At 65.9% G+C, this 26,972-nt stretch carries 28 protein-coding genes and 1 tRNA gene; 8 read left to right on the top strand and 21 right to left on the bottom strand.

All coding sequences use genetic code 11. The annotated features are described in order from the left end of the window. The first annotated feature begins 183 nt into the window (after window positions 1-183). Window positions 184-1,062 (top strand): PAC2 family protein, encoded by an 879-nt coding sequence (locus E0T84_RS07210; protein WP_138744101.1) that lies wholly within the window; start codon window positions 184-186, stop codon window positions 1,060-1,062. Here E0T84_RS07210 and E0T84_RS07205 read toward each other — a convergent pair. The 3 genes from E0T84_RS07205 to E0T84_RS07195 form a co-directional block, all read right to left on the bottom strand. Then, a complete protein-coding gene (locus tag E0T84_RS07205) occupies window positions 1,059-1,943 on the bottom strand; it encodes an SDR family oxidoreductase (protein WP_138744100.1) in 885 nt (294 codons plus the stop codon). The genes E0T84_RS07210 and E0T84_RS07205 overlap by 4 nt on opposite strands. Window positions 1,944-1,982: 39 nt before the next feature. Then, window positions 1,983-3,221: a cysteine--1-D-myo-inosityl 2-amino-2-deoxy-alpha-D-glucopyranoside ligase gene (gene mshC / locus E0T84_RS07200; protein WP_138744099.1), complete on the bottom strand. Its 1,239-nt coding sequence runs from the start codon at window positions 3,219-3,221 to the stop codon at window positions 1,983-1,985. 100 nt (window positions 3,222-3,321) lie between these two features. After that, window positions 3,322-4,083 (bottom strand): 3'(2'),5'-bisphosphate nucleotidase CysQ, encoded by a 762-nt coding sequence (locus tag E0T84_RS07195; RefSeq protein WP_138744098.1) that lies wholly within the window; start codon window positions 4,081-4,083, stop codon window positions 3,322-3,324. A 92-nt stretch (window positions 4,084-4,175) separates the two neighbouring features. On the opposite strand from E0T84_RS07195, the gene E0T84_RS07190 reads away from it, so the two are divergent. Beyond that, window positions 4,176-4,583, top strand: coding sequence for a DUF2628 domain-containing protein (locus E0T84_RS07190; protein ID WP_070188697.1), 408 nt, complete (start codon window positions 4,176-4,178; stop codon window positions 4,581-4,583). On the opposite strand, the gene E0T84_RS07185 is transcribed toward E0T84_RS07190, so the two are convergent. The 5 genes from E0T84_RS07185 to E0T84_RS07165 are packed head-to-tail and all read right to left on the bottom strand — an operon-like array spanning window position 4,580 to window position 7,888. Beyond that, the gene (locus tag E0T84_RS07185; protein ID WP_138744097.1) at window positions 4,580-5,398 is read right to left on the bottom strand and encodes an SCO1664 family protein; all 819 of its coding nucleotides are present in this window, start codon (window positions 5,396-5,398) and stop codon (window positions 4,580-4,582) included. The genes E0T84_RS07190 and E0T84_RS07185 overlap by 4 nt on opposite strands. Continuing rightward, the gene (locus tag E0T84_RS07180; protein ID WP_070188695.1) at window positions 5,382-5,969 is read right to left on the bottom strand and encodes a DUF3090 domain-containing protein; all 588 of its coding nucleotides are present in this window, start codon (window positions 5,967-5,969) and stop codon (window positions 5,382-5,384) included. Before E0T84_RS07180 ends, E0T84_RS07185 begins: the two co-directional genes overlap by 17 nt. A 35-nt stretch (window positions 5,970-6,004) precedes the next feature. Then, complete coding sequence (locus tag E0T84_RS07175; RefSeq protein ID WP_138744096.1) at window positions 6,005-6,676, bottom strand: histidine phosphatase family protein; 672 nt, start codon at window positions 6,674-6,676, stop codon at window positions 6,005-6,007. 13 nt (window positions 6,677-6,689) lie between these two features. Then, window positions 6,690-7,520, bottom strand: a complete 831-nt coding sequence (locus tag E0T84_RS07170; RefSeq protein ID WP_138744162.1) for an undecaprenyl-diphosphate phosphatase — start codon at window positions 7,518-7,520, stop codon at window positions 6,690-6,692. A gap of 56 nt (window positions 7,521-7,576) precedes the next feature. After that, complete coding sequence (locus E0T84_RS07165) at window positions 7,577-7,888, bottom strand: hypothetical protein (RefSeq protein ID WP_070188693.1); 312 nt, start codon at window positions 7,886-7,888, stop codon at window positions 7,577-7,579. A gap of 122 nt (window positions 7,889-8,010) precedes the next feature. On the opposite strand from E0T84_RS07165, the gene E0T84_RS07160 reads away from it, so the two are divergent. The 3 genes from E0T84_RS07160 to E0T84_RS07150 are packed head-to-tail and all read left to right on the top strand — an operon-like array spanning window position 8,011 to window position 10,366. Then, on the top strand, window positions 8,011-9,039 hold the full coding sequence (locus E0T84_RS07160; protein ID WP_138744095.1) for a YncE family protein: 1,029 nt from the start codon (window positions 8,011-8,013) through the stop codon (window positions 9,037-9,039). After that, complete coding sequence (locus tag E0T84_RS07155) at window positions 9,036-9,305, top strand: DUF5703 family protein (protein ID WP_070188692.1); 270 nt, start codon at window positions 9,036-9,038, stop codon at window positions 9,303-9,305. Before E0T84_RS07160 ends, E0T84_RS07155 begins: the two co-directional genes overlap by 4 nt. After that, the gene (locus tag E0T84_RS07150; protein WP_171054945.1) at window positions 9,305-10,366 is read left to right on the top strand and encodes a quinone-dependent dihydroorotate dehydrogenase; all 1,062 of its coding nucleotides are present in this window, start codon (window positions 9,305-9,307) and stop codon (window positions 10,364-10,366) included. The genes E0T84_RS07155 and E0T84_RS07150 overlap by 1 nt, the downstream gene beginning before the upstream one ends. Before the next feature lie 20 nt (window positions 10,367-10,386). Here the strand turns inward: E0T84_RS07150 and E0T84_RS07145 are convergent, their stop codons facing one another. Both E0T84_RS07145 and E0T84_RS07140 read right to left on the bottom strand, forming a co-directional pair. Further along, window positions 10,387-10,911, bottom strand: a complete 525-nt coding sequence (locus E0T84_RS07145) for a YbhB/YbcL family Raf kinase inhibitor-like protein (protein ID WP_070188690.1) — start codon at window positions 10,909-10,911, stop codon at window positions 10,387-10,389. A 27-nt stretch (window positions 10,912-10,938) separates the two neighbouring features. Then, the gene (locus tag E0T84_RS07140) at window positions 10,939-12,282 is read right to left on the bottom strand and encodes a M20/M25/M40 family metallo-hydrolase (RefSeq protein ID WP_171054932.1); all 1,344 of its coding nucleotides are present in this window, start codon (window positions 12,280-12,282) and stop codon (window positions 10,939-10,941) included. Window positions 12,283-12,370: 88 nt separating this feature from the next. Between E0T84_RS07140 and E0T84_RS07135 the strand changes: the two genes are divergently transcribed. After that, window positions 12,371-12,456: transfer RNA gene (locus tag E0T84_RS07135), tRNA-Leu, on the top strand. On the opposite strand, the gene E0T84_RS07130 is transcribed toward E0T84_RS07135, so the two are convergent. From E0T84_RS07130 to E0T84_RS07115, 4 genes are all read right to left on the bottom strand, one after another. After that, the gene (locus E0T84_RS07130) at window positions 12,438-14,084 is read right to left on the bottom strand and encodes a recombinase family protein (protein WP_011560558.1); all 1,647 of its coding nucleotides are present in this window, start codon (window positions 14,082-14,084) and stop codon (window positions 12,438-12,440) included. The two genes, E0T84_RS07135 and E0T84_RS07130, sit on opposite strands and share 19 nt — an antisense overlap. Before the next feature lie 189 nt (window positions 14,085-14,273). Next, window positions 14,274-15,773: a replication initiator gene (locus E0T84_RS07125; RefSeq protein ID WP_011560559.1), complete on the bottom strand. Its 1,500-nt coding sequence runs from the start codon at window positions 15,771-15,773 to the stop codon at window positions 14,274-14,276. A gap of 4 nt (window positions 15,774-15,777) precedes the next feature. Further along, the gene (locus E0T84_RS07120; RefSeq protein WP_011560560.1) at window positions 15,778-17,223 is read right to left on the bottom strand and encodes an FtsK/SpoIIIE domain-containing protein; all 1,446 of its coding nucleotides are present in this window, start codon (window positions 17,221-17,223) and stop codon (window positions 15,778-15,780) included. Between the two features lie 92 nt (window positions 17,224-17,315). After that, window positions 17,316-17,660 (bottom strand): hypothetical protein, encoded by a 345-nt coding sequence (locus E0T84_RS07115; protein ID WP_011560561.1) that lies wholly within the window; start codon window positions 17,658-17,660, stop codon window positions 17,316-17,318. A 253-nt stretch (window positions 17,661-17,913) separates the two neighbouring features. On the opposite strand from E0T84_RS07115, the gene E0T84_RS07110 reads away from it, so the two are divergent. Next, entirely contained in the window at window positions 17,914-18,714 is an 801-nt protein-coding gene (locus E0T84_RS07110; RefSeq protein ID WP_011560562.1) for a hypothetical protein, read from the top strand. A gap of 6 nt (window positions 18,715-18,720) precedes the next feature. Beyond that, a complete protein-coding gene (locus E0T84_RS07105) occupies window positions 18,721-19,188 on the top strand; it encodes an NUDIX hydrolase (RefSeq protein WP_005110618.1) in 468 nt (155 codons plus the stop codon). An 8-nt stretch (window positions 19,189-19,196) separates the two neighbouring features. Here E0T84_RS07105 and E0T84_RS07100 read toward each other — a convergent pair whose 3' ends face one another. From E0T84_RS07100 to E0T84_RS07070, 7 genes are all read right to left on the bottom strand, one after another. Then, on the bottom strand, window positions 19,197-19,733 hold the full coding sequence (locus tag E0T84_RS07100; protein ID WP_005110615.1) for an HD domain-containing protein: 537 nt from the start codon (window positions 19,731-19,733) through the stop codon (window positions 19,197-19,199). Window positions 19,734-20,135: 402 nt separating this feature from the next. Continuing rightward, window positions 20,136-20,960 (bottom strand): IS21-like element helper ATPase IstB, encoded by an 825-nt coding sequence (istB, locus tag E0T84_RS07095; protein WP_025239092.1) that lies wholly within the window; start codon window positions 20,958-20,960, stop codon window positions 20,136-20,138. Further along, window positions 20,957-22,546 (bottom strand): IS21 family transposase, encoded by a 1,590-nt coding sequence (gene istA / locus E0T84_RS07090; protein WP_100522084.1) that lies wholly within the window; start codon window positions 22,544-22,546, stop codon window positions 20,957-20,959. The genes istB and istA overlap by 4 nt, the downstream gene beginning before the upstream one ends. A gap of 189 nt (window positions 22,547-22,735) precedes the next feature. Continuing rightward, entirely contained in the window at window positions 22,736-22,957 is a 222-nt protein-coding gene (locus E0T84_RS07085; RefSeq protein WP_025239365.1) for a hypothetical protein, read from the bottom strand. Next, window positions 22,954-24,729 (bottom strand): ThiF family adenylyltransferase, encoded by a 1,776-nt coding sequence (locus E0T84_RS07080; protein WP_011768281.1) that lies wholly within the window; start codon window positions 24,727-24,729, stop codon window positions 22,954-22,956. Before E0T84_RS07080 ends, E0T84_RS07085 begins: the two co-directional genes overlap by 4 nt. Beyond that, window positions 24,726-25,739: a cyclic GMP-AMP synthase DncV-like nucleotidyltransferase gene (locus E0T84_RS07075; RefSeq protein WP_005110610.1), complete on the bottom strand. Its 1,014-nt coding sequence runs from the start codon at window positions 25,737-25,739 to the stop codon at window positions 24,726-24,728. Before E0T84_RS07075 ends, E0T84_RS07080 begins: the two co-directional genes overlap by 4 nt. Then, window positions 25,726-26,841, bottom strand: coding sequence for a CBASS cGAMP-activated phospholipase (locus E0T84_RS07070; RefSeq protein WP_011560565.1), 1,116 nt, complete (start codon window positions 26,839-26,841; stop codon window positions 25,726-25,728). Before E0T84_RS07070 ends, E0T84_RS07075 begins: the two co-directional genes overlap by 14 nt. Window positions 26,842-26,972 lie beyond the last annotated feature (131 nt).

Here is a 26,972-nt window from a genome sequence, read left to right as displayed (position 1 = left end):
CCGCGCCGGCGCCGGCCGCAACGCGCATCGACAAGGTGTCGAGCGGGTCGGTGTCGCGGGCAGACGTGTCAGCGGCAGTCACCTCAACAGCGTAGTCGGTCTATCGAACAGCGCTGTTCGGCACCGCCGCGACCCGCCCGCACAACGGGCTCATCGACACCCGCCAAGGCTTACGCTTTAGGTGTGACCCCGTCGTATCCGAACGCCGGCCGGCCGATGAACCTGCCCGATTTGAAGGAAGCCACCATCGTGGCGGCTTTCGAGGGCTGGAATGACGCCGGCGACGCGGCCAGTGACGCGCTGGACCACCTGGATGCGATCTGGGAAGCCCAACCGATCGTCGAAATCGACGACGAGTCGTACTACGACTATCAGGTGAATCGCCCGGTGATCCGCCAGGTAGACGGCGTCACCCGCGAGCTGGTGTGGCCGTCGATGCGGATCTCGCACTGCCGTCCCCCGGGCAGCAACCGTGACGTGGTGTTGATGCACGGCGTCGAACCCAACATGCGCTGGCGCACCTTCTGCGCCGAGTTGCTGGCCATCGCCGACAAACTCAACGCGCAGACCGTGGTGATCCTGGGCGCGCTGCTGGCCGACACACCCCACACCCGGCCCGTGCCGGTGTCGGGCTCGGCCTATTCAGCCGATTCGGCGAAGTTCTTCGGTCTGGAAGAGACCCGCTATGAGGGCCCGACCGGGATCGCCGGGGTGTTCCAGGACGCCTGCGTGCAGGCCGGCATCCCGGCCGTGACCTTCTGGGCCGCCGTGCCGCACTACGTCTCGCAGCCGCCCAACCCCAAGGCGACCGTGGCCCTGCTGCGCCGGGTCGAGGACGTGCTGGACGTCGAGGTGCCGCTGGCCGACCTGCCTGCGGCCGCCGAGGAGTGGGAGCAGGCCGTCACCGAGATGACCGACGAGGACGAGGAGATCGCGGAGTACGTCGCCTCGTTGGAACAGCGCGGCGACGCCGAAGTCGACATGCACGAGGCGCTCGGCAAGATCGACGGCGACGCGCTGGCCGCGGAATTCGAGCGCTATCTGCGGCGTAGAGGTCGCTAGTTTTCCGGCTTCTCCAGCGCCTCGATGCGGGCACTGGTGGACCGGCCCAGCGCGGCGGCCTCGGCGTCGAGTTTGGGCAGCAGCGTCGGGGTGAACTTGAGGATGTCGCGCTCGGCCAGCGGCGTGGTGACGAACGGCCGGATCCAGCGGAACGCCCCCACCCACGCCGGGCTGTAGATGCGCTTCTTGCGTCCCGCGATGCCCTTGACGAAGGCCGCGCCACAGGCGTCGACGGTGGTGGTCCGGTTCAGCGGTGGCGGCAGCTTGGACAGCATCTCCCGGAATGCCGACAGATCCGACTTGGCGTCCTGCACCAACGGGGTGTCGATCCAGCTCATGTGGGCCGAGCCGACGTCGACGCCGAGGTGGGCCACCTCCAGGCGCAAGGTGTTGGCGAAGTACTCGGCGCCGGCCTTGGAGGCGTGGTAGGCCGCCAGCCCGGGCGCCGAGGTGAACGCCGCCAGGGAGGACACCACGAGCACATACCCGCGGCGCTTGATCACCGCGGGCAGGGTCGCACGGACGGTGTTGAACACCCCCACCACGTTGATGTCGACGACCCGCTTGAACGCCTCGGGATCCACCTGCATGACCGAACCGAAGCTGGCGATCCCGGCGTTGGCCATCACGATGTCGATGCCGCCGAATCGCTCGACCGCGGCGTCGGCAGCCTTCTGCATGGCGGCCAGATCGCGCACATCGGCCAGCGCCGTCAGCACATGCTCGGCACCGAGTTCGGCGGCCAACGCGCTCAGCGGTGCCTCGTCGAGGTCGGTGAGCACCAGTTTTGCGCCCCTGGTGCGCAGCCGGCGCGCCACCTCTGCGCCGATACCGCGTGCTCCGCCGGTGATGAAGACGACTTTGCCGTTCACAGAACCCATTGCCGCAACGTACCCCACCGGGGCGCGTGCGACGAGGCCCTAGAGTTCGACGCCGAGCAGCGCGTCCACGGTATCGGCCACCAGTCGCGGCGCGCCGGTGTCATGACCACCGTAGGCCAGCGCGTCGCTACACCAACCATCCAGTGCGGCAAGCACTTTCGGCGTGTCGAGATCGTCGGCCAGGTACTGACGCACCCGGGCCACCACGTCGGTGGCATCCGGCCCGGCCGGCAGCGCGGCGGACGCACGCCAACGTTTGAGCCGGGCGTCGGCCTCGGCGAGAACTTCGTCGCTCCAGAACCGGTCACTGCGATAGTGCCCGGCGAACAGCCCGAGCCGCACTGCCGACGGATCGACACCGTCGGCGCGCAGGCGCGATACCAGCACCAGATTGCCGCGGCTCTTGCTCATCTTGTGACCGTCCCAGCCGATCATGCCCGCGTGCACGTAGTGGCGGGCGAAACGCCGCTCCCCCGTGACCGATTCGGCGTGCGCGGCGGAGAACTCGTGGTGCGGGAAGATCAGGTCGCTGCCGCCGCCCTGGATGTCCAGGCCCGAGCCGATACGGGTCAGCGCGATGGCCGAGCACTCGACGTGCCAACCGGGCCGGCCTGCGCCGAACGGCGAGGGCCAACTGGGCTCACCCGGCCGTTGCGCCCGCCACAACAGCGCATCGAGTTCGTCGCCCTTACCGGCGCGGTCCGGGTCACCACCACGCTCGCCGAACAGCCGCAGCATGGTCGCGCGGTCATAGCCCGACTCATAACCGAACTGGACGGTGGCGTCGGCGCGGTAGTACACGTCCGGGTAATCGGGGTCGTCGACCACGTAGGCCGCGCCGGAGGCCAGCATCTTCTCCACCAGCTCGACCACCTCGGAGATCGCGTCGGTGGCGGCCACGTAGTCCTGCGGCGGCAGCACGCGCAGGGCGGTCATGTCGTCGCGGAAAAGCTGGGTTTCCCGGTCGCCGAGGTCACGCCAGTCGATCCCGTCGCGGTCGGCCCGTTCGAACAGCGGATCGTCCACATCGGTGACGTTCTGCACGTAGTGCACCGTGTGCCCGGCGTCCAGCCAGAGCCGATGCACCAGATCGAAGGTCAGATACGTCGCGGCGTGACCGAGATGGGTGGCGTCGTACGGCGTGATGCCACACACGTACATCGTGGCGGTCGACCCGGGGGTCACCGGGCGTACCTGCCTGTCGGCGCTGTCGTACAGCCGCAGCTGCGGACCACTCCCCTCCAGCACCGGGACTGACGGTGCCGACCACGATCGCATGGCCTCGACTCTAAGGTGCTCGCTCAGGACGGCCTCCCGCCGGTCGGTCCCACACAGTTCTCCCAAGTCAGACAACACCGCCCTGGATTCCATTCCCGCATCATCGAGCCACCCCGATCGCCTCCAGCAGGATCGGCGCCAGCTCTTTGCGACACATCAGAAAGTCCGGCAGGTACGGGTCGGCGCGGTTATAGCGCAACTCCGAGCCGTCCAACCGGGACGCGTGCAGGCCCGCGGCCAGCACCACCCCCGCGGGCGCGGCCGAATCCCACTCCCACTGACCGCCCGCGTGAATGTAGGCGTCGACGTCACCGCGCACCACGGCCATCGCCTTGGCCCCGGCGGAGCCGATGCGCACCATCCGAAAGTCCAGCTGCTCACGCATCCGCCACAGCACTGCCGGAGGTCGGTTCGAACTCGCGGTGATCAGCAAGGGGCCGGGCCGGCGCGGCCCGGGTGGCGTGATCGTGTCGCTGCGGTACACCTCGCCCCGGGCGGGCAGGGCCACCACCGCATCCGAGAGGCCGCCCTCGGCGCCCACCGAACGCTGCCACAGGGCGATGTGCACCGCCCAGTCCTCACGGCCGGGCAGGGAGAACTCGTAGGTGCCGTCCACGGGGTCGACGATCCAGACCCGGTCGGCATCGACGCGGGACAGGTCGTCGACCGCCTCCTCGCTGAGCACCGAATCACCGGGACGGGCCTGGGCCAGGCGGTCCAGGATCAGCGCGTTGGAACGGCGGTCCCCTTCGTCACCGAGGTAGTACGGATCGTGGAAACCGACTTGTTCGCGGACTGCCAGCAACAGCTCGCCGGCCTCCTTGGCCACTGCGGCAGCCAGGTCGGCGTCGGTCGCGTGCATCGACCAAGTATCGTCGGCGCACCGAATTGGTGCGTTGGCGGGGCCGGTTGCGCCGGTATTGTCAGGTCCCGCCGCCGCTACAGAGGAGATCCATGACCGAGCAGACCCCTGTCGACAACCTGTCCGACTCGTGGCGCTGGAAGTTCGATTTCTTCAACGCCTACGGCCTGCCCAGCGCCTCACCCGAGGCCAAGGCCGCGTACCGCAATCTCAGCTTCATGGCCAAGCTGCGGCTCACCTCCAACATCCTGGCGTTCCTGTTCGGCCCGCTCTATTTCTTCGTAAAGGGTATGTGGCGCAAGGGTTTGACACTGTTGGGAATCGCGATCACCGCGGGAGTGGTGCTGACGGTCCTCGATGTCAGCGACACGATCGGGCGGTCCGTCGGAATAGCCATCGGCGCGCTGGCGATGTCGACGGCGAACTACGCCTACTACCTGCACGCGGTGCGCGGTAGCCAGTCGTGGAATCCGTTCGAAGGGTTCGGCCGGGCCCGCTAGAAGGCCGGCCACGGGATCGGCCGATGCCGATCGGGTGTCGGCATCACCGGATTGTGCAGTAGCCCAACGATTCTGGATCGCAACGCGGCGATCTCCAGGTCGGTGACGTGACCGCACAACTGCTCTGCCAGACCGGCGAAACCGGCGCGCAGCGCGGCGACATCGGCCAGAGTTTCATCGTCGACAGGCTTGCCCGCCCAGCCCCACAACACGGTCCGCAGCTTGTCCTCGGCATGCAGGCTCACTCCGTGGTCCACCCCGTAGACAGCCCCGTCGAGCCCGGCCAGGATGTGACCACCTTTGCGGTCGGCGTTGTTGATCAGCACGTCGAACACCGCCATGCGGAACAACCGGGGATCGTCGGCGTGCACCAGTGTCACCTCGTCGCCGGCGTAATCGTAGGCCTGCAGGATCGGCAGGAATCCCGGCGGGAGGTGTCCGGCCGGGAGCAGATCCACCAGATCGGGACCGGCGTCGGGCTCGTCGCCCACCTGGTCCCCGGGCTGATCCACCCACAGCTGCAGCATCCCCGGACCGGCTGGGCCATCCCGAATAATCGTGCGGGGCACGATATCCCAGCCCAAGGCGGACGAGATCAGGTATGCACTCAACTCACGGCCGGCCAAGGTGCCGTCGGGAAAGTCCCACAGCGGCGCCTCGCCCCGGATCGGCTTGTACACACAGTGCACCTGGGTTTCACCGGAAGTCGCCTCGCACAGGAACGTGGCGTTGCTCGCCGACCGGATCCGGCCGATCACCGTCAGTTCGCCGTCGGCCAGTACCGAGCCGTCGTCGCCGTCAGGAATCTGCGTCATCTTCGGACCCGGCCACCTCACCGCGCCGATAGCCGTTGGTACGCACGCAGATGTGACCATCGGGGTCCAGCGGCTCATCACACAGCGGGCAGGGTGGACGTCCGGCCGAGATGACCCGGTTGGACCGGGTGGCGAACTCCCGTGCCGACTCCGGGGTGAGGAACACCCGCACCGCGTCGGGGCCGTCCTCGGCATCGTCGAGCACCACCGAGGCGTCGAACTCCCCCTCGGACACCGCGAGTAGCTCGACCACGACCGTCTGCGCTTCCGAATCCCAGCCCAGCCCCATCGTCCCGACGCGGAACTCGGCGTCGACCGGGGTGACCAGCGGCAGCAGATCACTCACCTCGCCGGTGTCGGGCGGGATCGGTGTGCCGAAGCGGCGATTGATCTCGGTCAACAAGGCAGCGATCCGCTCGGCCAACACGGCCACCTGCTGCTTTTCCAGGATGACCGAGATCACCCGTTTGTCGTGGACAGCCTGCAGGTAAAACGTTCGGTTGCCGGGTTGGCCGACTGTCCCGGCGACGAAACGGTCGGGAGTGCGGAATACATGAATTGCGCGGGCCATGACACCTTCCAAAATACCGGTAGCGGTCTCACTGGTCAGTTGGTGGACCCACCCACCACCGCGTCGGTGGCGGGTTTGGCCGCCAGCCCGGCGCTCAACTGGGTGCCCGTGTGGTTGATGTGCATCACGAAAGGACGCAGCTCGGTGTAGCGGATCACGCTCATCGACGCCGGGTCCGCGGTGATGCGCTGGAACCCGTCCAAGTGCACGCCGAGGGCATCGGCCAGCACCGCCTTGATCACGTCGCCGTGGGTGCAGGCGACCCACAACACGTCGGCGCCATGCTGCTGAGCCAGCGCTCGGTCCCGTTCCCGCACCGCGGCAACCGCGCGAGCCTGCACTTGAGCGAGCCCCTCGCCGTCGGGGAACACCGCCGCGCTGGGCTGCTGCTGCACGACCGCCCACAGCGGCTCCTTGACCAGCTCCCCGATCGCCCGACCGGTCCAGCTGCCGTAGTCCACCTCGGTGAGCCTTTCGTCGACGATCGGCTGCAGCGCGAGCGCCTCGGCCAGCGGTGCCACCGTGCGCTCGCAGCGCAGCAGCGGCGAATGCACGATCGCGGTCACCGGAAGTTCCCCGATCCGCGCGACCACGCCGGCCGCCTGCTCGACGCCGCGCTCGTCGAGGTCGACGCCCTGGCTGCGACCCGCGAGGGTATGCGCCGTGTTCGACGTCGAACGGCCATGTCGCAGCAGAATCACCGTCATTTCGACTCCTCCGTCATTGTGCGGCGACCACCCCGGTACCCAGCAGCGCCAGCACCACCGCACCCAGCACCACCCGGTAGCCGACAAACCAGTACATGCTGTGCGACACCAGGAATTTCAGGAACCAGGCGATGGCCGCGAAGCCGACGACGAAAGCGATCACGGTAGCCACCAGGAGCTGGGCGCCACTGGCGCTCATCCCCTCCCCGACCGGGTGGAACGCATCGGGCAGCGAAAAAATGCCCGAGGCGAAGACCGCGGGGATCGCCAGCAGAAAACCAAACCGGGCGGCCAGCTCGCGTTCCATCCCCAGAAACAGGCCGGCACTGATGGTCGCTCCCGATCGGGACACGCCAGGCACCAGGGCCAGACACTGGGCCAGGCCGACGATGATGCTGTCACGCCAGGTCAGCTGTTCGACGCGACGAACCTGCCTGCCGTAGTACTCGGCCACGGCGATCACCGCCGAGAACACGATGAGCGCAGTGGCAACCAACCACAGATTGCGTGCGCCGGTACGGATTTCGTCTTTGAACAACAGCCCGAACACACCGATCGGGATGCTGCCGATGATCACCCACCAGCCCAGCCAGTAGTCGGCCGACCGGTGCGCCGCGTTGGTCAGACCGGCGAACCAGGCCTTGATGATGCGTCCGATGTCCCGGGCGAAGTACATCAGGACCGCGAGCTCGGTTCCCAACTGCGTGACCGCGGTGAACGAGGCACCCGCGTCGTCGTCGAAGAACACCCGCGAGGTGATCGCCAGGTGCCCAGAGGACGAGACCGGCAGAAACTCGGTGAGCCCCTGGACAATCGACAACACGACAACTTGCAGCCAGGACATGGCACCGACGTCAGTCACGACGACGACCGTACCGTGGCAAGTGCTCCAGGGATGCCTCAGCGACCGGCGCGCGAAACCGGCTGCGCGTCGGCGACCGCGTCGCGCACCGTTGCCGACAGACTGCGTTCATCAGTCAGGTCGATATCGGTCAGTTTGCGGGTGGCCACGGCAACCACATCGTCGTCGATCGGGACCGGCCCGGACAGCCGCGGGCGGTAGATCTCGATCATCAGCTGCTGACGCTCGATGTGGAACGAAAAACTCCGGCCATCGCCAACTTGGCCAAACCCACTAGCGTGTACACCAGTGGAAATATCCTCCATAGCAAACTCTCGGTTGTCGAGTTCCCGGTCTGCGGCGAGGGTCATGGTCGAACCATACCTCGACTTATGCCGCATTGGTTGCAGACGCGACCATTTCCGACCGACGGCCATGCCTAAACTGGATTCCTGCACGTCACCGATATCCGTTTCCGATCGAGAGCCATCCGTTGCGCCCAATTCCTGCAGGTCAGCCAGTTCGCGCCGGCCTTTTTGCGCTGGCCCTGCTGCTCACCGCGGGCTGTACGTCCAACCCCGCCGACGCTCCACCGCCCACCATCGAGCCCGCTCAGGCCGCAGTTTCACCGCCGGTGGCGGCCACCCCGGACGGCGAGATCCGGGAATTGAGCGGGCACGCCGCGGGCGCCGTGTTCGACCCAGCAACCGGAACGCTGGTCGTTCTGACCCCAGGGGCCGAAGGTCAGTCGACCCTGAGCCTGTTGTCCGGGAGGCAACAGCGGCGCGACGTGACGTTGCTGCCCGCGGCCACGGCGCTCAGCGTCGACGGCAAGGGCAACGTCCTGGCGTCCACACGAGGCGGATACTTCCGGGTCGACGTGGCCTCGGCCAAGCCCGCAAGGATCGATGTGGACGGCGCCCAGGGCGTGGATTTCACCGCGATCGCGCTGCGCGCCGACGGCAATCCGGTGCTCGGCACCGCCGACGGAGCTGTCTACACCCTGGGCGGCGACCACACCGTGGCTGCCCGGCTCAAGATCTTCGCCCGGGTGGATTCACTTGTCACACAAGGAAATACCGCCGTAGTTCTGGATCGCGGACAAACTTCGGTGACGGCCGTCAACGCCAGCGGCACGAAAGCCGCCCAAGCCTTGCGGGCCGGCGAAGGCGCCACCACCATGGCCGCCGATGCGCGCGGACGCGTCCTGGTCGCCGACACCCGCGGCGACGAGCTACTCGTGTTCGGCGCCGATCCGCTGATCATGCGGCAGCGCTACCCGGTGCCCGCCGCCCCCTACGGCCTGGCCGGATCCGCCCAGTTGGCCTGGGTGTCGCAGACCGCGGCCAACACCGTGATTGGTTACGATCTCTCCACCGGCATACCGGTGGAAAAGGTGCGTTATCGAACCGTGCAGCAACCGAACTCCCTGGCCTACGACGACAAGACGGACACCCTTTACGTGGTGTCCGGCTCGGGAGCCGGTGTGCAGGTGATCCGCACCGCATCGGGTCGCCGATGACCACCATCCAGCAGGGCCGCATGCCTCCCGGATGGGACAAAGTCGTCGCAGAGGATCTGTCCGAGGAATACGACTGGATACCGCTGCGGCTACCGCCGGATGTCACCAGGATCAGCGCCTCGATCCGCTTGTCGATCGAGGCCGAGTACCGCGGCTGGGAACTGACCCGGGTGCGGGCATACACAGATGGGAGCCGACGGGTGCTGTTGCGCCGCAAGAAAACTGCGTCATCCATGCCGGGCACGCCCAAGGCGCCTTCGCTGTGATCTACGCGGCCTTGCGGCGGGCGTTCTTTCTGGTCCCGCCGGAACGGATTCACCTGTGGGTCTTCGCCGTCCTGCGTGCGGTCACCGGTCCCGCGATCCTGCGCCGCGCACTGGCGCGGCGCTTGGCGCCCAGCGATCCGGTACTGGCCAGCACGGTGTTCGGCGTCCGGTTCGCCGGACCGATGGGCCTGGCTGCCGGATTCGACAAAGATGGCCGCGGGCTGGAGGCCTGGGGTGCCCTGGGCTTCGGGTATGCCGAGGTCGGCACCGTCACCGCGCAACCTCAACCGGGCAACCCCGAGCCCCGGTTGTTCCGGCTGCCCGAAGACCACGCGCTGCTGAACCGGATGGGATTCAACAACGAGGGCGCCGGCGCCCTGGCCATCCGGCTGGCCCAGCACACCCCCGATGTCCCGATCGGGGTGAACATCGGCAAGACCAAGCTGACCCCGCCCTCCGACGCGGTGGCCGACTACGCCGAGAGCACCCGGCTGGTCAGCGCGCTGGCCGCCTATGTCGTGGTCAACGTCAGCTCACCCAACACCCCCGGACTGCGGGATCTACAGGCCGTGGAATCGCTGCGGCCGATCCTGGCCGCAGTCAAGGCCGAGACCGACAAGCCCGTCCTGGTCAAGATCGCCCCCGATCTCTCCGATGCCGATATCGACGAAATCGCCGACCTGGCAGTCGAATTGGGGCTGGCAGGGATCGTCGCCACCAACACCACCGTATCCCGGGAGGGCCTGGCCACACCCGGTGTCGCCGACCTGGGCACCGGCGGAATCTCGGGGCGCCCGGTGGCACACCGATCCCTGCAGGTGCTGCGGCAGCTGTACTCGCGGGTGGGTGACAAGCTGGTACTGATCAGCGCCGGTGGCATCGAAACCGCCGACGACGCGTGGGAACGGATCACCTCCGGGGCCACCCTGTTGCAGGGCTACACCGGATTCATCTACGGCGGCGGGTTGTGGGCCAAACAGATCCACGACGGCATCGCCGAGCGGTTGCGCGCCGGCGGCTTCGCATCGCTGAGCGACGCGGTGGGATCAGCTGCGCGCTGACCTCCACCGCGCCCTCGGGACTAGTTCTGCTCGTAGGTGCCGTGGATGACGGCGCGGGCGATGGCCTGCCCGAAGAGGTTGAAGCCCAGGTAGGCCGGGGTGGCCCCCTCGGGCAGTTCCAGTGACTCCACCGGCAGCGCGTGCACGGCGATGTAGTAGCGGTGCGGGCCGTGACCGGCCGGCGGGGCGGCACCGATGTAGCGCTTGAGGCCGGCGTCGTTGGCCAGCGTGACCGCGCCGCCGGGCAGGTCGCCACCATCACCGGCGCCGGCGGGCAACTCGGTCACCGAGGCAGGCAGATCGGCCACCGCCCAGTGCCAGAAACCCGAGGCCGTCGGGGCGTCCGGGTCGTACACCGTCACCGCGAAACTCTTGGTTTCGGCCGGAAAACCGGACCAGCTCAGCTGCGGCGAGGTATCCGAACCACCGGCCCCCATGATCCCGCTGACCTGATCATTGGCCAGCGGCTGCCCGTCGGTGACCGATTCGGAGGTCAGGGTGAACGTCGGCAGCTTCGGCAGGCTGTCGTACGGAGATGTGCTCATGGTTCCCTCTCGTCGTTAGTCGTGCGGTCAGCAGTTCCGCAAAAAGTGTTCCAGAACGCCGGCCCCGAACTGCAGTGCGTCCACGGGTACCCGCTCATCGACGCCGTGGAACAGGGCCGCGAAATCCAGATCGGGCGGCAGGCGCAGCGGCGCGAATCCGAAGCAGCGAATCCCCAACCGCTGGAAGGACTTCGCATCCGTGCCGCCCGAGAGCATGTAGGGCACCGTGCGGGCCTCGGGGTCCAGCGCCAGGATCGCCGCGTTCATCGCGTCGACCAGGTCACCGTCGAACGTGGTCTCGTACGACGGCAGGTCCCGCTCCCAGCTGCGGGTGACATCGGGGCCGATCAACGCGTCGACCTCGCGCTCGAAGGCCTCCTTGCGACCAGGCAGCACCCGGCAGTCGATCACGGCTTCCGCCGAGGCGGGGATGACGTTGGCCTTGTAGCCGGCCTTGAGCATGGTGGGGTTGGCGGTGTCACGCAGCGTGGCCGAGACGATCCGGGCCACGCCACCGAGTTTGGCGATGGTGCCGTCCAAATCCGGCGAGTTCACGTCGAAGTCGTAGCCGGTCTCCTCGGCCACCGCGGTGAGGAACTGCTCCACGGCCGGGTTGAGCACCAGCGGGAACTGATGCCGGCCCAGCCGGTCCACCGCACCGGCGATGGCGGTGACGGCGTTGTCGTCGTGCACCATCGACCCGTGCCCGGCCCGGCCGCGTGCGGTCAGCCGCATCCAGGAGAGTCCCTTTTCGGCGGTTTCGATCAGGTAGAGCCGTCGCTCGCCGCCGTCCTTGCGGGGCACGGTCAGCGAGAACCCGCCCACCTCACCGATCGCCTCGGTGACGCCCTCGAACAGATCTGGGCGGTTGTCCACCAACCAGTTCGCGCCGTAGGTACCACCGTGCTCCTCGTCGGAGACGAACGCGAACACCAACTCACGCGGCGGGACGATGCCCGAACGCTTGAAGTGCCGGGCCACCGCGATGGCCATGCCGACCATGTCCTTCATGTCGACCGCGCCACGGCCCCACACATAGCCGTCCTTGACCGCACCGGAGAACGGGTGCACGCTCCAATCGGCGGGCTCGGCCGGCACGACGTCGAGGTGACCGTGGATCATCAGCGCGCCGCGGCCAGAGTCGGCGCCGGGCAACCGGGCGAACACATTGCCCCGGCCGGGCGCACCGGCCTCGACATACTCGGTCTCGTAGCCGACCTCCTGCAGCTGCTCGGCCACCCAGTGGGCGCACTCGGCCTCACCCTTGGTGGTTGCCGGGTCACCTGTGTTGGAGGTGTCGAATCGGATGAGCGCACTGACGAGATCGACTACCTCGTCCGCGCTGGAGGCGGGGACCGTCACAGAGTCCATTGGTACCACCGATTCACTCCGGGGCACCGGTTTGGGTCTTGGGCACCCAATCCGATAACCTTAGGCGCCCAGCCCGCGAGGCTGGCAGGTCCGAGTGGCGGAATGGCAGACGCGCTAGCTTGAGGTGCTAGTGCCCTATTAACGGGCGTGGGGGTTCAAGTCCCCCCTCGGACACATCCGGCGACACGACTCAGGTCGGCAGTCGCCGTGACTCGCCGAAGATGCGGGTCGTAGTCGAGACGCAGGCCCAAGCTTGCGTACACCTCGGCGCGCTCAGCTCCGGTTGCCGCGCCGAGGATGACCGACAGTCCGCCTAACTCCTTAACTAACTCACTGATCTCGGCGGCACACATGGCGCGGGGCCGCTCCACTCGCTCAACGCGTGCCCTCAGCTCGTCGCGCTCGGCGGTACGTTGACGCAACGCAGCAGTTAGATCCTCAACGGCCACGCCAGACTCCACGGCGGTGATCAAGGCAGCCACTTTGGCATTCGCCTCGCTCAGCTGGCGCTGCAAGGCGGCGTAGCCAGGTCCGGCCGCCGGGTCCACGTCTTGCCCGCGTGCGAGGTCTTCTGGATCGGCCAGAGTGGCGATCCATTCGTCGAGTCGCGCTGTCACTGCGTCTTCGCGGAGATAGACGGTGCGCGGATGATCACTCAGGTCCACAGGTACAGAACGTGACTTGCCGAACTCACAACGGTAGAGGATCCGCGTTGTTTGCTTCCCCGGCCGGGCGGCGCCCTGCATTCGCCGTCCACATGCGGCGCAGAACAGCAGCCCACGCAGCGCATACGGCACTGTCGATTCTCTGCTGCACACGCGACCGGGACCACGCCGCGCCTGCATCCGGAGACGAACAGCCTGCGCCAGCTCATCAGGGATCAGCTCTTCGTGCGTGCGTCGATCGGGTGCGATCCAGTCGGCCCGATCGCGCCACCGCATGCGAGTCTCATATCCCGCGGCGACATCATCGGGGTTCAAAAGGACCTCATACTTCTCCTGCTTGCCCCAGACACGGATACCGCGGTACGCAGGGTTGTCGAGAATGGCGCGGATCGCCGAATGGGACCATCCACGTGGGTCACGATGCCGGTTCCGTGCCGGGTCGTATTGGCTCGGTGATGGCACTCCATCGTCGGTGAGCTGCTGTGCGATGAAGCGCAAGCCAGCACCATCGGCATACATGCGATAGATCCGCTCGACGGTCGGGGCGGTCTCGGGGTCAGGCTCCAGGCGGTGAAGACGCTGCCCAAGACTTGCCTTGGCGGGGTTTGGGTGCGGGCCGGCATCGACGAGTTGATAACCGTACGGTGGGCGACCGCCGAGGTATCTGGTTGTGTCCTGCGCGAGTGCCGACATCGCGGTACGCACGCGCATCTGGATTCGCGCACGTTCTCCCTTGCTCATTCCGCCAAAGAGCGTCATCACGAGGTCGTGTGCCTCGGATCCGGGATCAACCGCTCCGCCAACTTCAGGCACCCATAGGCCGACCCCGTAGTGCGTGAGCACCGGGAAGGTGAGCGCAAATTGCGGTCCGTAGAACGCGCGAGCAGGTTCCCCGATCACGACGGCATCGAAGCCACGGCCACGAGAAGTGACATCTGCGAGCAGACGTGAAGCCTCCGGCCTGCGTTTCCAGGGAAGCGACCGGCTCTGGCCTATATCGAAGTAGTCGGCGGCGAGGACGCCGCCATGCGGACTGATCAGATCGATGGCACGACGTTTCTGCCAGCTGCGGCTCGCCTCCGGATCTTGGGCGTCCTCGGTACTCACTCGGCCATAGAAGGCGAACCTGAGGCTCATGCCACTCCCCTCCCTGATCTAGGCGTCCGGTCCCGCATAGCCAGTATGACGTTTACCAGCGCGCGGTTGGCCTCGCGCGGGAGCCGATACCGGTTCGGCAGGTCAATTTCAACACCTCCCTCTGACATGTTCGGAGCATCGACTCGAACGTCACACTCGGAGCGAGCATGTGTCGTAGTCGGGCATCTTTCAGCCATCGCTTGCCCCTAGCGGATCCCATTGTTCGTTGTGGGCTTGGCGACGTGCTTCTACCAGTCCGATGAGGCGGGAGTGGATGCGTTGGAGGGCCGCGGAATAGACGAGACTGCGATCGCCGAGGCTGCCGAGGCCGGCACGTTCGAACTCCCACGCCACCAGATCATCGCGACCGGCGAAGTCACAGTTGGGATCGTATTGGTATGCAGTGCTTTTCAAGCGTTCTTCACGCGTCCAAATGGCGCGCTGTTCGCGCAGCACGGTCATGGTAGTGGAATAACGGCGGGATTTGCTGGTGATGTGGCCGCGGAATCCGAGGGTGTGCAACCACCGCCCGATGCCGGACAGTCCTTTGTCCGCGAGATCGCTGATGGTGGTCAGGATGGTCCGCACATGCTCTGACACGTCCAGGTCGGGTATGGCTTCCGTAGATAGGCGGCGCGCGCTGATTCCGAGGTCTACCAAGGATTTGGTGACATACTTGGCGAGATAGCGTGCCACCAGCCGGCCAGACATGGACCGTCCTGAGCCTGACCCTGGTTCTGGTTCTGGTTCTGGTGGAGCACTTTTCACTGGTTTTGCGGATGCGGCGAGGGGTTGGGTGTCGATCTGTGTGCCGAAACGCATCGTCCGCGCATCGGTATCAGCGGTCGGATCGTCGATGGTGAGCGTGACGGTGCGGGCGGCGTGTTGGATGATGGTGGCGAGTTCGACTGCACCGATGGGTGATTCCCAATCGGTCTGATCGGGGTCGTCTTGGGGGTCCAGGCGGATCAGGGCGTGGATGTGTGGGATGGCGCGGGCTTGCAGTTCGACGATTTTGATGAAGCTCACCCGCACCGCATCCGGATCCACACCGGTGGCTTTCAGTTCTTTGCGGAGGGTGCGCCGCATGGTGATGGTGAAGCGTCGCCACAGTTCGGGAAGATGCCAGGCGAACAGGACATGCCCGGCATAGTCGTAGCACTCCGGACAGAGCGGCTGACCGACCCGCTCGTCGCCATGATCATGGGACATGCTGCACCACAATTGTTTTCCATGCGGGCAGCGGCGGTAGCCGCCGATCCGGTGCTGGTCTCGGCATACCTGCGCTTTCTTGTCCCCCGACGTCGTGGCGGTGTGGACGGCCCCGAAGCTGGGGGCAGTCAGGGTGAGGAAAACTTGCGGATGATCGCCCACCGCGGTGGGCATGCCGTGGTGGCCTCCCGCAGCGCCGGCGTGCACGAGTTGCCAGGTGTCGCGGGCGTAGAGATCTGAACACGACGGGCAAATGTGGGCGCGACGGTTGTTGCACCGCGTCCACACCACCCGCTGACGCCCGTACTCATCGGTACCGATCAGCTGGATGGGGTGAGCGCAGAATCCGACGGATTCTGCTCGTCGCCACCAGGATTGGTATCCCATCGACGCGGCCCGGCGCACCATCTGCTCGACCACTCGGGTGGTATCAACTGTATCCGGAACACCCGGCAGGGCAAGCTGCGCCGATGTCATGGAGCTATTCACCGCTGCCCTCACCCACGGTGTGCCCGGTATCGGTGTTGTGTGGATGGTGGGTCTTGTTCGGTCGGCTCGGGGGTCGGCGGAACCGAGTGGCCAGCGCGGTGATGTCGTGGTCGGTGACGTGGAAGGCCCGCACCCGCTGGGCGTAGGCGGTGCCGTCAACCATCATGTAGCCAACACCCGGTGTCGCGTCGGGGATGCGGTCACATTCGGCGCCGGCATCGCGTGCTCCCTGTCCCAGGACCATAGTGGTTTGGGTGGCTTCAGTCAGGCGCAACCCGATCCGCACCGTGAACAGCTGCCTTAACGGCAGGGTGTCTTTGGCGGGGTCTTGCACCGCGGCGACGACGCTGATGCCGACTGCGCGGCCTTGCGAGAGCAGGAGGCCCAGGAGTTGTTCGATTTCGGTGCGGACCTTGCGGTCGGTCACATACGCACTCAGTGCTGCGATTTCATCGATCACTACCACGAACAACGGCTCCGACGTCGTGGGAGTGTGTAGTCGGGTGTGGCCGCGCAGACGATTCGCCCGGGCGTGCATCACCGTGACGAGCTGGCGTAGCAGCTCCAGGGTGGTGTCGGTGGCGTCGTGGGTGAACACGGTGAACAGGGGTGCTCCGGCACCGAGTTCCATGCCACCTTTGGGGTCGATGACACATAACCGCACCAGTCCGGTCTTCACCGCGGGGGCGATGCCGGCGATCAACGACCACAGCACTGAGCCTTTACCTGCGCCGGTTGCCCCGGCGATCAGCACATGGTGACCGAGCAGCGGCACTTGCCACCAATGCCGCGTTTCGGTGATCCCGACCCGCACCAGCGCCAGGTCCACCGGGGTTGCCGGGGCGGGCATGGGCAGGACGATCGGTTCAGCGAGCACGTCTGCCCGCATTAAAGTGATGCGCAGTTCGCCAGGCGAGGTGGCGGTGATGCTGATGCGGTCGGCGCGCCACGCGGCGGCCAGCGCGTCGGACTGTTTATGCCAATCTGCCACGGACTGGCCGGTGACGATGCGCACCGCCAGCACATCGGTGGTTTTACCGATTGTCACCGTGCGCAGGGTGGGAGTGAGGGTGCGGCCGCCGAGTGTGGCCGTCAGGCCGTGCAAGGTGCAGGTCGATTCCCAGGTGCGGGTGTAGCGCGACCACGTGAGCCAGCGCCGCCGTACCGGTTCGGTCACCCAGGCGCGAAATGACCCCGGTTGGAGCCAGGCCCAGCCCGCATACCCGGCACTGCACACGATCGCGCAGATCAGGCCCACGCGTGGGCCGTGGCTGATGGCAAGCACGAGGCTGGCGATGATGGGCACGTTGATCGCCGGGAACAGCACCGCCCACCAGAGCACATACCCGGCTGCGGTGAACAGCGACATGACCAGTTCTCCGAACCAGTCGTCATCGCCTGATCCACTGTTGGTGGTGTTCTTATTGTTCGATGTCATGAGAGATGCCCTCCGTGAGCGTGTGGTCAACAGCAATGCCCGGGGTGGCGGGGTGCGGTGATCGGTTCACCGCACCCCACACCCGCTTGGGGTTACTTCTGCGGGCGTGTCTGCTCACTCGGCGCAGCACCACTGGCGGTGGCGGGGGTGAGGGCATCAGCGCGGAACGCCACCCCGCTGCGATCACCTTGGGCCCACGGGATGGCCACCAGACCAACCACCGAAATAGACTGCGTGACTGTAACTTTGGGGTCTCCTGCCACGGTGACATTGAGTACTTCGCCGCCGGAGTCATCCAGCGCGAGGACCTGGGTGGCGTACATCGGCATCCCGGTGGCGGTGTCGACTTTCGGGGCGCCGGTTTCGAAGTTCAGCCGTGGCTCCGGAGCGCGGGTGACGATAAAACGAGTTCCAGACGTATCGATTCTCAAACGCATTGTCCTACTAGTCCTTTCGTGAGATGTTGACGCCGGTCCGGCGCTGGATTCAGTTCACGTGGACATCACGGACGTTGCGAGAGACATGTGCCGACATTTCCGACACATCCACGGGCATTTCGGACACGGCCGGACATACCCACGGACATCACACCGACACTATCGCCGCAGGGTGGCGGCAATCGCATGGCAAACTAGACACCACGCGCTGAAGGATGGATACGGACGACACGGGAAGATGTGCGCTGACACGATGGACGAGCAGGACGGCACCGAGGCCGCCATCACTCCCAACGATCGCCTCGCGCAGCGGCTACAGGCCAAAGGTCTGTCCTCGCAGCGGTTCGCCACCGCGGTGGGTGTCGATATCAAGTCGGTGCGACGCTGGCTGGCCGATAGCGACTACAGAATTCGCGAACACAACGCCCGCAGCGCCAGCGAGGTGCTCGACTGCACTCCGCATGACCTGTGGCCCAAGCAGTACCCGGCCGCTACCCCCCGTGCAGTGACAACAGCGTCTGCGGGTGGGCCATTCACCGCGACCCTGTATGCCAGCCGTACTCAGCTGCCGATCACGACGTGGCAGCAGCATTTCGCCGACGCCACCACCGGCATCGACATCCTCGTGCTCGCGGCCACGTTCCTGTTCGACACCCTCGACGGATTCCTCGACACCCTGCTCGCCGCCGCCGCCCGCGGTGTGTCGGTGCGGTTTCTCGTCGGGGATCCCGACACTGCGACCACGATCTTGCGCGGTGAGGAGGAAGGGATCGGCGAGGCTGTCATCGCCCGCTGCCGCACGTCGGTGGAGTTGCTCGCCCCTCACGCTTGTACCCCGGGGCTGGACATTCGCACCCACGACACCGCGCTCTACACGTCGATCTTTCGGGTCGATGACGCCATGATTGTCAACTTCCACATCTACGGCTCACCCGGGCGCAACAACCCTGTGCTGGTTCTGTCACGTCACCATGAGCCAAGGCTCTGGACCACCCTCGAAGACGCTTTCACCCAGGTCTGGAACCGCGCCAGACCGCTGACCGCGAAAGGCTGACCCCCGATGCGCACCGACTACTACAATGACCCCAACGCCCCGGCGCCCAACAGTGTCGTTCCGTCCGCCTCGGCCATCGTCACCGACGAACAAGGTCGTATTCTGCTGATCAAACGCCGCGACAACACCCTGTGGGCGTTACCCGGCGGCGGACACGACATCGGCGAAACCATCGCCGACACCGCCGTGCGGGAAGTCAAAGAAGAAACCGGGCTCGACGTCGAAGTCACGGGTCTGGTCGGTGTCTACACCAACCCCCACCACGTGGTCGCGTTCACCGATGGCGAAGTGCGCCAACAATTCTCGCTACTGTTCGCCACCACGGTGCTCGGCGGGACCCTCGCCATCGACCACGAAAGCACCGACATCGCCTGGACTGCCCCCGACGACATCGCTGGCCTGGATATGCATCCGTCGATGCGACTGCGCGTCGAGCACTACCTGCAACGCCGCGACAGCCCCTACCTCGGCTGACCGCTGGGCTACAGCCAGTCGCGTACTCGCCGGACCGCCGCCAACAATTCGTCGCGGCCCGCGTCGACCGCCCGGTGCACCGGGTCCTCGGATCCATAACGCGCCAACACGTCGCGTAGTCGATCTCGCGGTGATATCGGCGCCCCGTCAGGTCCAGTCGTCAGATCGCAAAAAGTCAACGCATCAAGGACATTGCTGGGCGGATCGCTGAACGCGGACAAACCCGACAAGCCCCGCTCGGCAGCCTCCGCGTGCGCTCCGGTATGAAAGGCCACCAAGGAAGCGACCAGCTCCCCGAAACCCGCCGATCGCACGAACTCCGCTCCATCAAGGGGATGAAAACCGGTCCGGCGCACCGACGGTGCGTAACCGATATCGTGCAACCACCCCGCCGCGACCAGACAGTCCGCCGTTTGAGCATCGAAACGCCGGCTCAACCGCTCGGCAGTCGTCGCGACCCCCCGGACATGCGCCAACCGCCGCGGCTGCTCAGCCAGCCGCGCCTCGGCCTCGCGCCGTGCACGCTGCGCCAAAACTACGCTCACAACCGCCAGCCTACGAGCCCCAGCACCATGCCGCAGCCCCGTCGCGGCTGATGGCGCAGATCCTGGACACCCGCGACCCGCAGGAACCGGCGGCCACCAGCAGGCTTCGCTACGCTCGCTCTGCTCCCGTCCGCTGGCGCTCCCGTCCGCGCCGCTCCCTGCGCTCCGCCCTCCGTCCGCCGCCACGCATGCATGCACCCACGACCGGCGCCGGAACTAAGTCGCAGGCCACAGCGCTGGCATCACGACGAGGCGCAGCTGCCCTCGCTGCTCGCCGCATCGAGACGCCGCGAGCGGCAGGCCGGACCAATAGCCTGACCGTCGCTGACCTGCGATGTGAGAACTTTCTTTACTGGTATCGAGACACCTGCTCGATACAGCGGCGAAGGCGTACTGGCAATGTCAACTTGACTTGGCCCCACTAGGACGGCTCGATTTGGCTCCGGCTGGTTTGGGGGGCTGGGTGGTTCGGGCGTGGGCCAGTCGGTAGGAGTGGCTGCCGGTTTCGATGATCTGGCCGGCGAAGGTGAGACGGTCGACGATGGCTGCGCAGAGTCGGGGGTCGGTGAAGGTCTTGGTCCAGGCCGAGAAGGGCTCGTTGGAGGCGATCGCGATCGCGGAGCGTTCCTCTCGCTCGGTGAGTACCTGGAACAGCAACTCGGCGCCGCGTCGGTCGAGCTGCAGGTATCCCAGTTCATCGATGAGCAGCAGGTCGACGCGGCCGTAGCGGGTGATGAGTTTGGTGAGGTGTTTGTCGTCGGCGGCTTCAACGAGTTCGTTGACCAGCTTGCTGGCCAGGGTGTAGCGGACGCGGTAGCCGGATTCGGCGGCGCGGGTGCCGAGGCCGATGAGCAGGTGGCTCTTGCCGGTGCCGGAGTCGCCGATCAGGCAGAGCGGGTAGCCGGCCTTGACCCAGTGGCAGCTGGCGAGTTGACCGATGAGGGCCGGGTTGATCGCGGGGTTAGCTTCAAAAGAGAAGTCCTCCAACCGTTTCGGGCGGGGAAACCCGGCGTCACGGGTGCGGCGTTCGGCACGGCGGTGGTCGCGGTCGTCGCATTCGGCGATGACCAGTTCAGCGAGGAACCCCAGGTAGGTGTGGTGTTCGCGTTCGGCGGTGGCGGCGATCTCGGCGAAGCGCTCACGAATGGTGGGCAGGCGCAGCACGCGGCAGCCTTGGTCGATGGCGGCGGTCGCGGCCGACTCGGTCATGCCGTGGCGTGCGGTCATGAGCTTTCCTTTCCGAGCAGGGCGTCGTATTTGTCCAGGCAAGGCAGCGCCCGGGTGTCAGCGGGCAACTCGGCGCGACGCCGGATGAGATCGACAACCACGTCGGTGTCCTGATCGTTGTGTGGGCTGGGTGTCCTGCCGCGGTGCTCGGCGGCCTTGCGGGCTTCCAGGGCCACGACGTCGGGGTTGACCGAACCCACGGCCAGGGCCGCGGTGATCCCGACCAGTACGTCGGCGTGGTCCAAGCGGCGATGCAGCAGCAGCACCTCGACCAGGGCGCGGGTCCCGGCGGCGTCGCCGTGGGCTCTGCGGGCCGCAGCCCAGAACCGGTCGTGGGTGGCAGTGAACACCCTGGCCGCCCGGGCCTGGGCCAGCGCGGTCGCTCCAGGCAGGGCGCCGGGTTTGCGCAGCAGGATTTCCAGATAGTGGTCCAGGTCAAGAACTTTGGCGCCCTTACCGATGGCCCGCTGGTGGCGGGCCACCACCTGGTTGCGGTCATAGGCGGTGACCGTGGAGGCCGACAGCTTGACCCGCAGCCGATGACCGATGAACCGGGCCGGCACCGAGTACTGGTTGCAGCGCACCATGATCTGGGCGTAGCGGTCCACCCGCGGGGTCAGGCTCAGGGCGGTATCGAACGGCTCTCTGGGCAACGGACCCAGCAGGGTTTTCTCCACCGCGAAGTCCTGGGCCACGCTGGTCGACCGGTTGCCGACCCGGCGAGCGTCATCGGCCTCATCAGCGGCGGCCAGCACAGCGTTGAGTTCGTCGATGGAGGCCACCACCGGCATCGGCACGCAATGGTTGCGGCGGAAACGCCCGCCTTCGCCCTCAACCCCGCCCTTCTCGTGGCTGCCCTCGTGGCCGGGCTGGCAGTACCAGGCCTCGAACCCGTAGTGGGAGCGAAACGCGATCCAGCGGTCGTTCTCCTGGCGGGATCGCCCGAACAGGACCGCCGTGACCGCGCTGTTGAGGTTGTCGTAGCGGATCTTGTCGGTCGGTACACCGCCGAACCGGGCGAAGGCGTATTCGTGGCCTTCCAGGAACGCCTCCTGCCCGGCGGTGATCGAGGCCCGGTGTGCTGCTCGCCCCGAGTAGGACAACCGCATCGTGAACAACGTGGTCTTGGTCTTGACTCCGGCCAGGATCACCCACAGGTCGTGGAAGTCGACCTCGGCCTGAGCGCCGGGCTCATAGGTCTGGGGCACATACCCCAACTCCAGGGGCCGACCCGCATCGGCCAGGATCTGCGGGCGGCGTTTGCGGACATGATCACGCACCGTCGAATACGACAAGCCCTGTGCGCCATGCTCATCGACCAGCCGGGCTAACACTCGCCGCGCAGTATGGCGTTGCTTCTTCGGGGCATCCAGATCGCTGAGCAACATGGCGTCGATCGCCGCCTTGAACGGCTCCAACCGAGGGGCCACCCGCGCCGCGGTCTTACGCGCCGGCGGCACCGCCGAGGCCAACGCCTGGCGCACCGTGCGCCGATGCACCCCGTGCTTGTCAGCCAACCCCCGGATCGAAAGCCCCTCGACCCGGTGATCCCGCCGGATCGCCTCGAACTGCTGCACCCGTGACACCCTTCGCACGCCTGACCTCCGCGACCGGTAATCCGGACCATCCGGACACCGACCACGCTGAGGTGGGGCCAAATCAAGCCGTCATAACCGACACGGCGTGTCACCGAAGTGGGGCCAAATCAGGCCGTCACAACAACACCCCGCGACCACCCGACCGGGGCCAAATCAAGCCGTCCCCCTGGGGCCAAATCAGACTGCCACGGCCAGGCGTACCGCCGCTAACAGGAAGAAGTGCAGGTCACGTTCAAGAGTTTGGAGTTCCACGTGGTCGGCGTGCCGCTTGTTGAAGCGTCGGTCGATGCGTCCTGATTGGAGCGCCACGGCGTTGATCCAGTTGGTTGCCTCGGTGCGAAGACGCTCGACAATGACGCCCTCTGATGGGGCATTGCGTTGACGTTCCGTTGCCCTCATTCTGTCCCTGCTGTGTGATCCATGGGGTGCGTTACACCGGGGAGGAAGTGGTGTCGGGGGCCGCTGGCCGCGTGCGGCAGAGCGATGAGGTGTGTGCCCGAAACCGCGGAGTCCGGTTGTTGGAGGTGGCTTCCGATCAGGTTGACGAGTGTGGCTGCGACCGCTACGAGGTCGGCTGCCGAGCCGTGGAATGTGGGGACCGAGCAGCCCCTGGTTGGTATAAGTTCGTCATCGCTGGGTTCTTGCCACAGCGTGTGGTAGAGCTCAAGTCCGCTGTCGCCCTGGATTGTTCGGCCAGCGTCTTGATCGATGCTGGAAACTGTCGCTGTTGCGCTTGCGGCGCACAGCACGGCTAGGCCGAGCGTGCCAGAGCGAGCGTCTGTGGCGACCTGAGCGATCAATGCCTTTCGCGTCGGCGCAGTTGCCAACGCATCGAGACAGCTCGTGATGCCGTTGTTCACTGTGGCGTCGATGATGAGATCCGCTGCCAGGCATGACGTGTGGTCTTCTGGGAGGTGCCCTTCTGCGACGGTGACCGTCAGGTCATCACGGATCGCGCGGAGCCGTCCAGCGAGTGCCTCGGCTTTGGAACGGCCAATGTCGTCTTCGACGTAGTTTTGTCGGACGAGCAAGCCGCCGGTGACGATGCCAGGGTCGCACACGGTGATCTCCGATGCTCCTGCGCGAGCGATGAATTCGGCGATCCATGATCCGAGCCCGCCGCAGCCCCAGATGTGGACAGTCTTTCGTTGAAATCCGTTCACGGGGCGGCCGTCGTCGCGGCGGGTTGTCACTTCGGGTCGTTCGTCGGACATCCTGCACCACTCAATCGGGATTTCAGTGTTGATCTTCGCGGGGTCGAGAACAACCCCCACACCCCGTTGCTGCGCGACCTCGCGGAGCGCATTCGCCGTTGGGGTGGGGAGCCGTCCGCCCAAGAGGTGGGGTGGGCCTCCAGCGGGGTGCGGCACGGCGAGGACGAAGTATTGCTCGGCGTCGTGGTGATTTCGTAACGCACTCGCCAGGAGGGCGGTGAGGAACGCCGGCGATTGCGGTGCGATCCGGGGAGCCCGTCCTTCGAGGCGGTCAAGGTAGGGGTCGTCCAGGAGAGCAAGCAGTAGCGCGAATGTGGATGCGGCACCGAACGGCAGCGCGGTGGCCAGGGTAATTACCGGTACGCGATGCCCGGCAGCTCCAGGCGAGTACGTCAGGTCGTATCGGTGCGTTGACCGGGCGATCAGGTGAGCCGTTTGGTGGCGCTTCGCCGGTCCGGGTTCTCGGGTAACGATCGTCGGTGTGTCATGTGCCTGATGCGGCACTCCGCCAACAGCGTGGTACATGGCGGTGGCGGCGTCGAAGTTTCCGGCGGCCGCGTCGACGAGCCAGTCCCAAAGGCGGGTGAGTAGGCCGGCCACACCAAGCGTCGGCTGCCATTCCCGTGAAGGATCCAAATAGATGCATAGTCGTTGACCCGCGAGCACATGGGGGTAGCCGAGAAACCGAGTGTGATCAACGTCGATAGCCGGTAGCGAGTACGAAGAGGGGCGAAGCTGAAGGATGAACTCCTCGGTCTCTTGAAGTTGCAGGCCACCCGGATGATGCGGGATGGCGGCCGTGCGTAGCGAGATGCGGAGCGACGCCTCGCCGCTAGCGTCGAGCGTGGGTCTTCCTCGGACCTGGATTTCGTTGGGACGTTGTTGCGCTAGCGCTTTGAGTTCGGCGAGGAGATGCTTCTGCCAGCCCGTCAGCGTGGGCTGGTGGCGTCTGGTCACCCTGCCCGACCAGAGCGCCCCACTGTTGAGTCCGCGGCAGAGGTGGCTGCTGGAAACTTCGCGCTAGCGGTTGTTGTGGCCGGCGCCTTGAATCCGTCGCCGAAGATGTTCTGCCACAGCTGGACACTGCGGTCTTTGTCTTTCTCCTCGTAGGCCGCTTCGATGTCGGCGGCATGCACGTGGATTCGGTCACGGAAGTAGCTGTAGGTCGCCTGAGCGCTCTCGGGGTCTGGTCCCCACCGGTGGTCGAACGTCACGCCGGAACCGGACGGGTCGGCGATGGAGGGCTTGATCGGGTTCGCTTGCAACCAGGTGTCGAGGTCTTGCACGACATGAAGAAGAGTTGTGGGGACGTTGCTGTAGTAACTCGGGTCCAGGAGCTTGCGCAAGTCTGTTACCTGCTCCCCCAGCATGGTGGTCAGCAGGACTGAACGTGTGCCGGTGAACGAATTCTTGTGATCACGAAGGTATTTCATGAGTCTGATCACTTTGCGTAAGTTCCCGCTGGCGATAGAGTCCTGTTTCTTCATCCAATCGGTGAAACCCTGCGGGTTCGTCAGCTCCCACTCGTTGTCGTCGCGGTTGACGATGACCTCTCGACCGTCGGCCAGGTTGAGGTGAGGGACGATGTCGACGTGCATGGAGTTGGCGTAGACGAGCCGCGCGCAGCGGCACTTACGTGAGTGCGGCATGGTGCCGTAGGTGCTGTGCCGATGCAGGGCTGCGTAGACCTCATCGATGTAGGTCTTGGGGTTGTCGGCCCAGTCCGGGTTCTGGCTCATGTCGAGCATGAAGTCGGCGTCGAACTCGTTGTCACCGACGGGGTTGATGATCGTGCGGTGTGCCCAGGAGCCTTGCGGCGTCTTGCCGGTGATCAGCGCACCGATTTCGACGTCGGCTTTGAGTGCCTTGTAGATGGCTTCGACGCGCTGGTTGAGTAGGTCCAGTTTGAACTGGCTGAGATTGACCGTGTCTTTCAGCAAGACGTTGAAGTGGTCAGCGAGTTGCATTGGGGGCCTCCGTGTGTGAAATGCTGCCCGGATCGTCGCGGTGTCGGCGTCCGTTCACCGGTGTGTATGCGGGCGCCTGGTGGTCAGCGAATTTCGCGGTGTAGCTAGGGCTGAGTTCTCGGCTGACTGAGGCAGCGAGGCCGGCCACGTCCTTTGGGTCCGCCGAGTCCAGTGCGTAGAGGCCGCCGGGCACTAGAGCGTCGAAGCGCGTGTAGTTGGATTTGCCGATCAAGTGTTCGGCGAGGCCCTGTCCGCCACGGCTGCTGGCGTTAAGGATCAGCGGGGCAATCGGTCTTGCCCAGTGTAAGAGTCCGCCGCGGTCCAAGCGCTTGGGGTGATCGGTCAGCTGATCAATGGTGCCGACGTTGAGGACGGTAATCGCGTCGAGAGGAACACCGAGCATGCTGACGGCCTCGGCGATCGCGACGACAGCCGGGTTGTTGGCCCATACTCCGCCGTCAATGAGCCTGTGTCCGTCGACGTACGCCGCGGGGAAGTACAGCGGCGCCGCCGAGGTCGCCAGTGCAACGTCCACCATCGGTATGCGCCAGTCGCGGGTCAGCCGTGTGTGGTGCGGAGTCTTGAAGATGTGCACGGCCCCGCGTTGTACATCCCACGCGGGAATGACGAGTCGCTTCGTGCTGTCGCCAAGGAGTCGGGCTCCGAGGACGCCGGTCAACGCTTGCCGCAGCGCCTCTGCGTCATAGATGGGCGATCTCAGCTGCCGTGGTCGGCGCCATCCTCGCCGCCTCGACGCCGGAAAGACTTTCTCGACCAGTTCTTCGTAGTGGGAGACAATCTCCTTCGGCGTGAGGCCCGCACCGAGACCCAGTGCGACGATGCCGCCCGCCGACGTGCCAGCAATGAGGTCGAAGGAATCGGTGATCCTAACGCCCAGATCCTGCTCCAGACGTGCAAGCACATGCGCAGTGAACAACGCCTTGGCGCCCCCTCCATCGAGAGCGAGGACCTGGAAGCGCTCGGGGCGCGGGCCAGCCGCCTCGCGCTCGGCTGCTGGATAGACCTGCGCGGCGAATTCGCCAGGTCCCGGCGAGGACGTACCATTATCAAGGTTGGCAGGCGTCGCGGGAACTACATCCATGTAACTAGACTACGCCGCTCCGCCGACAACGACCTAGCCGTTATTGCCACCGGCGTGGGGACCCGCGCAGCCAGCAGCCATGTCAATGCTCCGGCTCAGCATTTGCCGGCTCCGTCGAGACCGAAACCGTT

It is taken from the genome of Mycobacterium sp. DBP42 (genome assembly GCF_005924235.1).
GTDB classification, from domain to species: domain Bacteria; phylum Actinomycetota; class Actinomycetes; order Mycobacteriales; family Mycobacteriaceae; genus Mycobacterium; species Mycobacterium syngnathidarum.
Note: the sequence above shows the minus strand (reverse complement) of the source record. Positions and strands in the feature narration are given on the sequence as shown.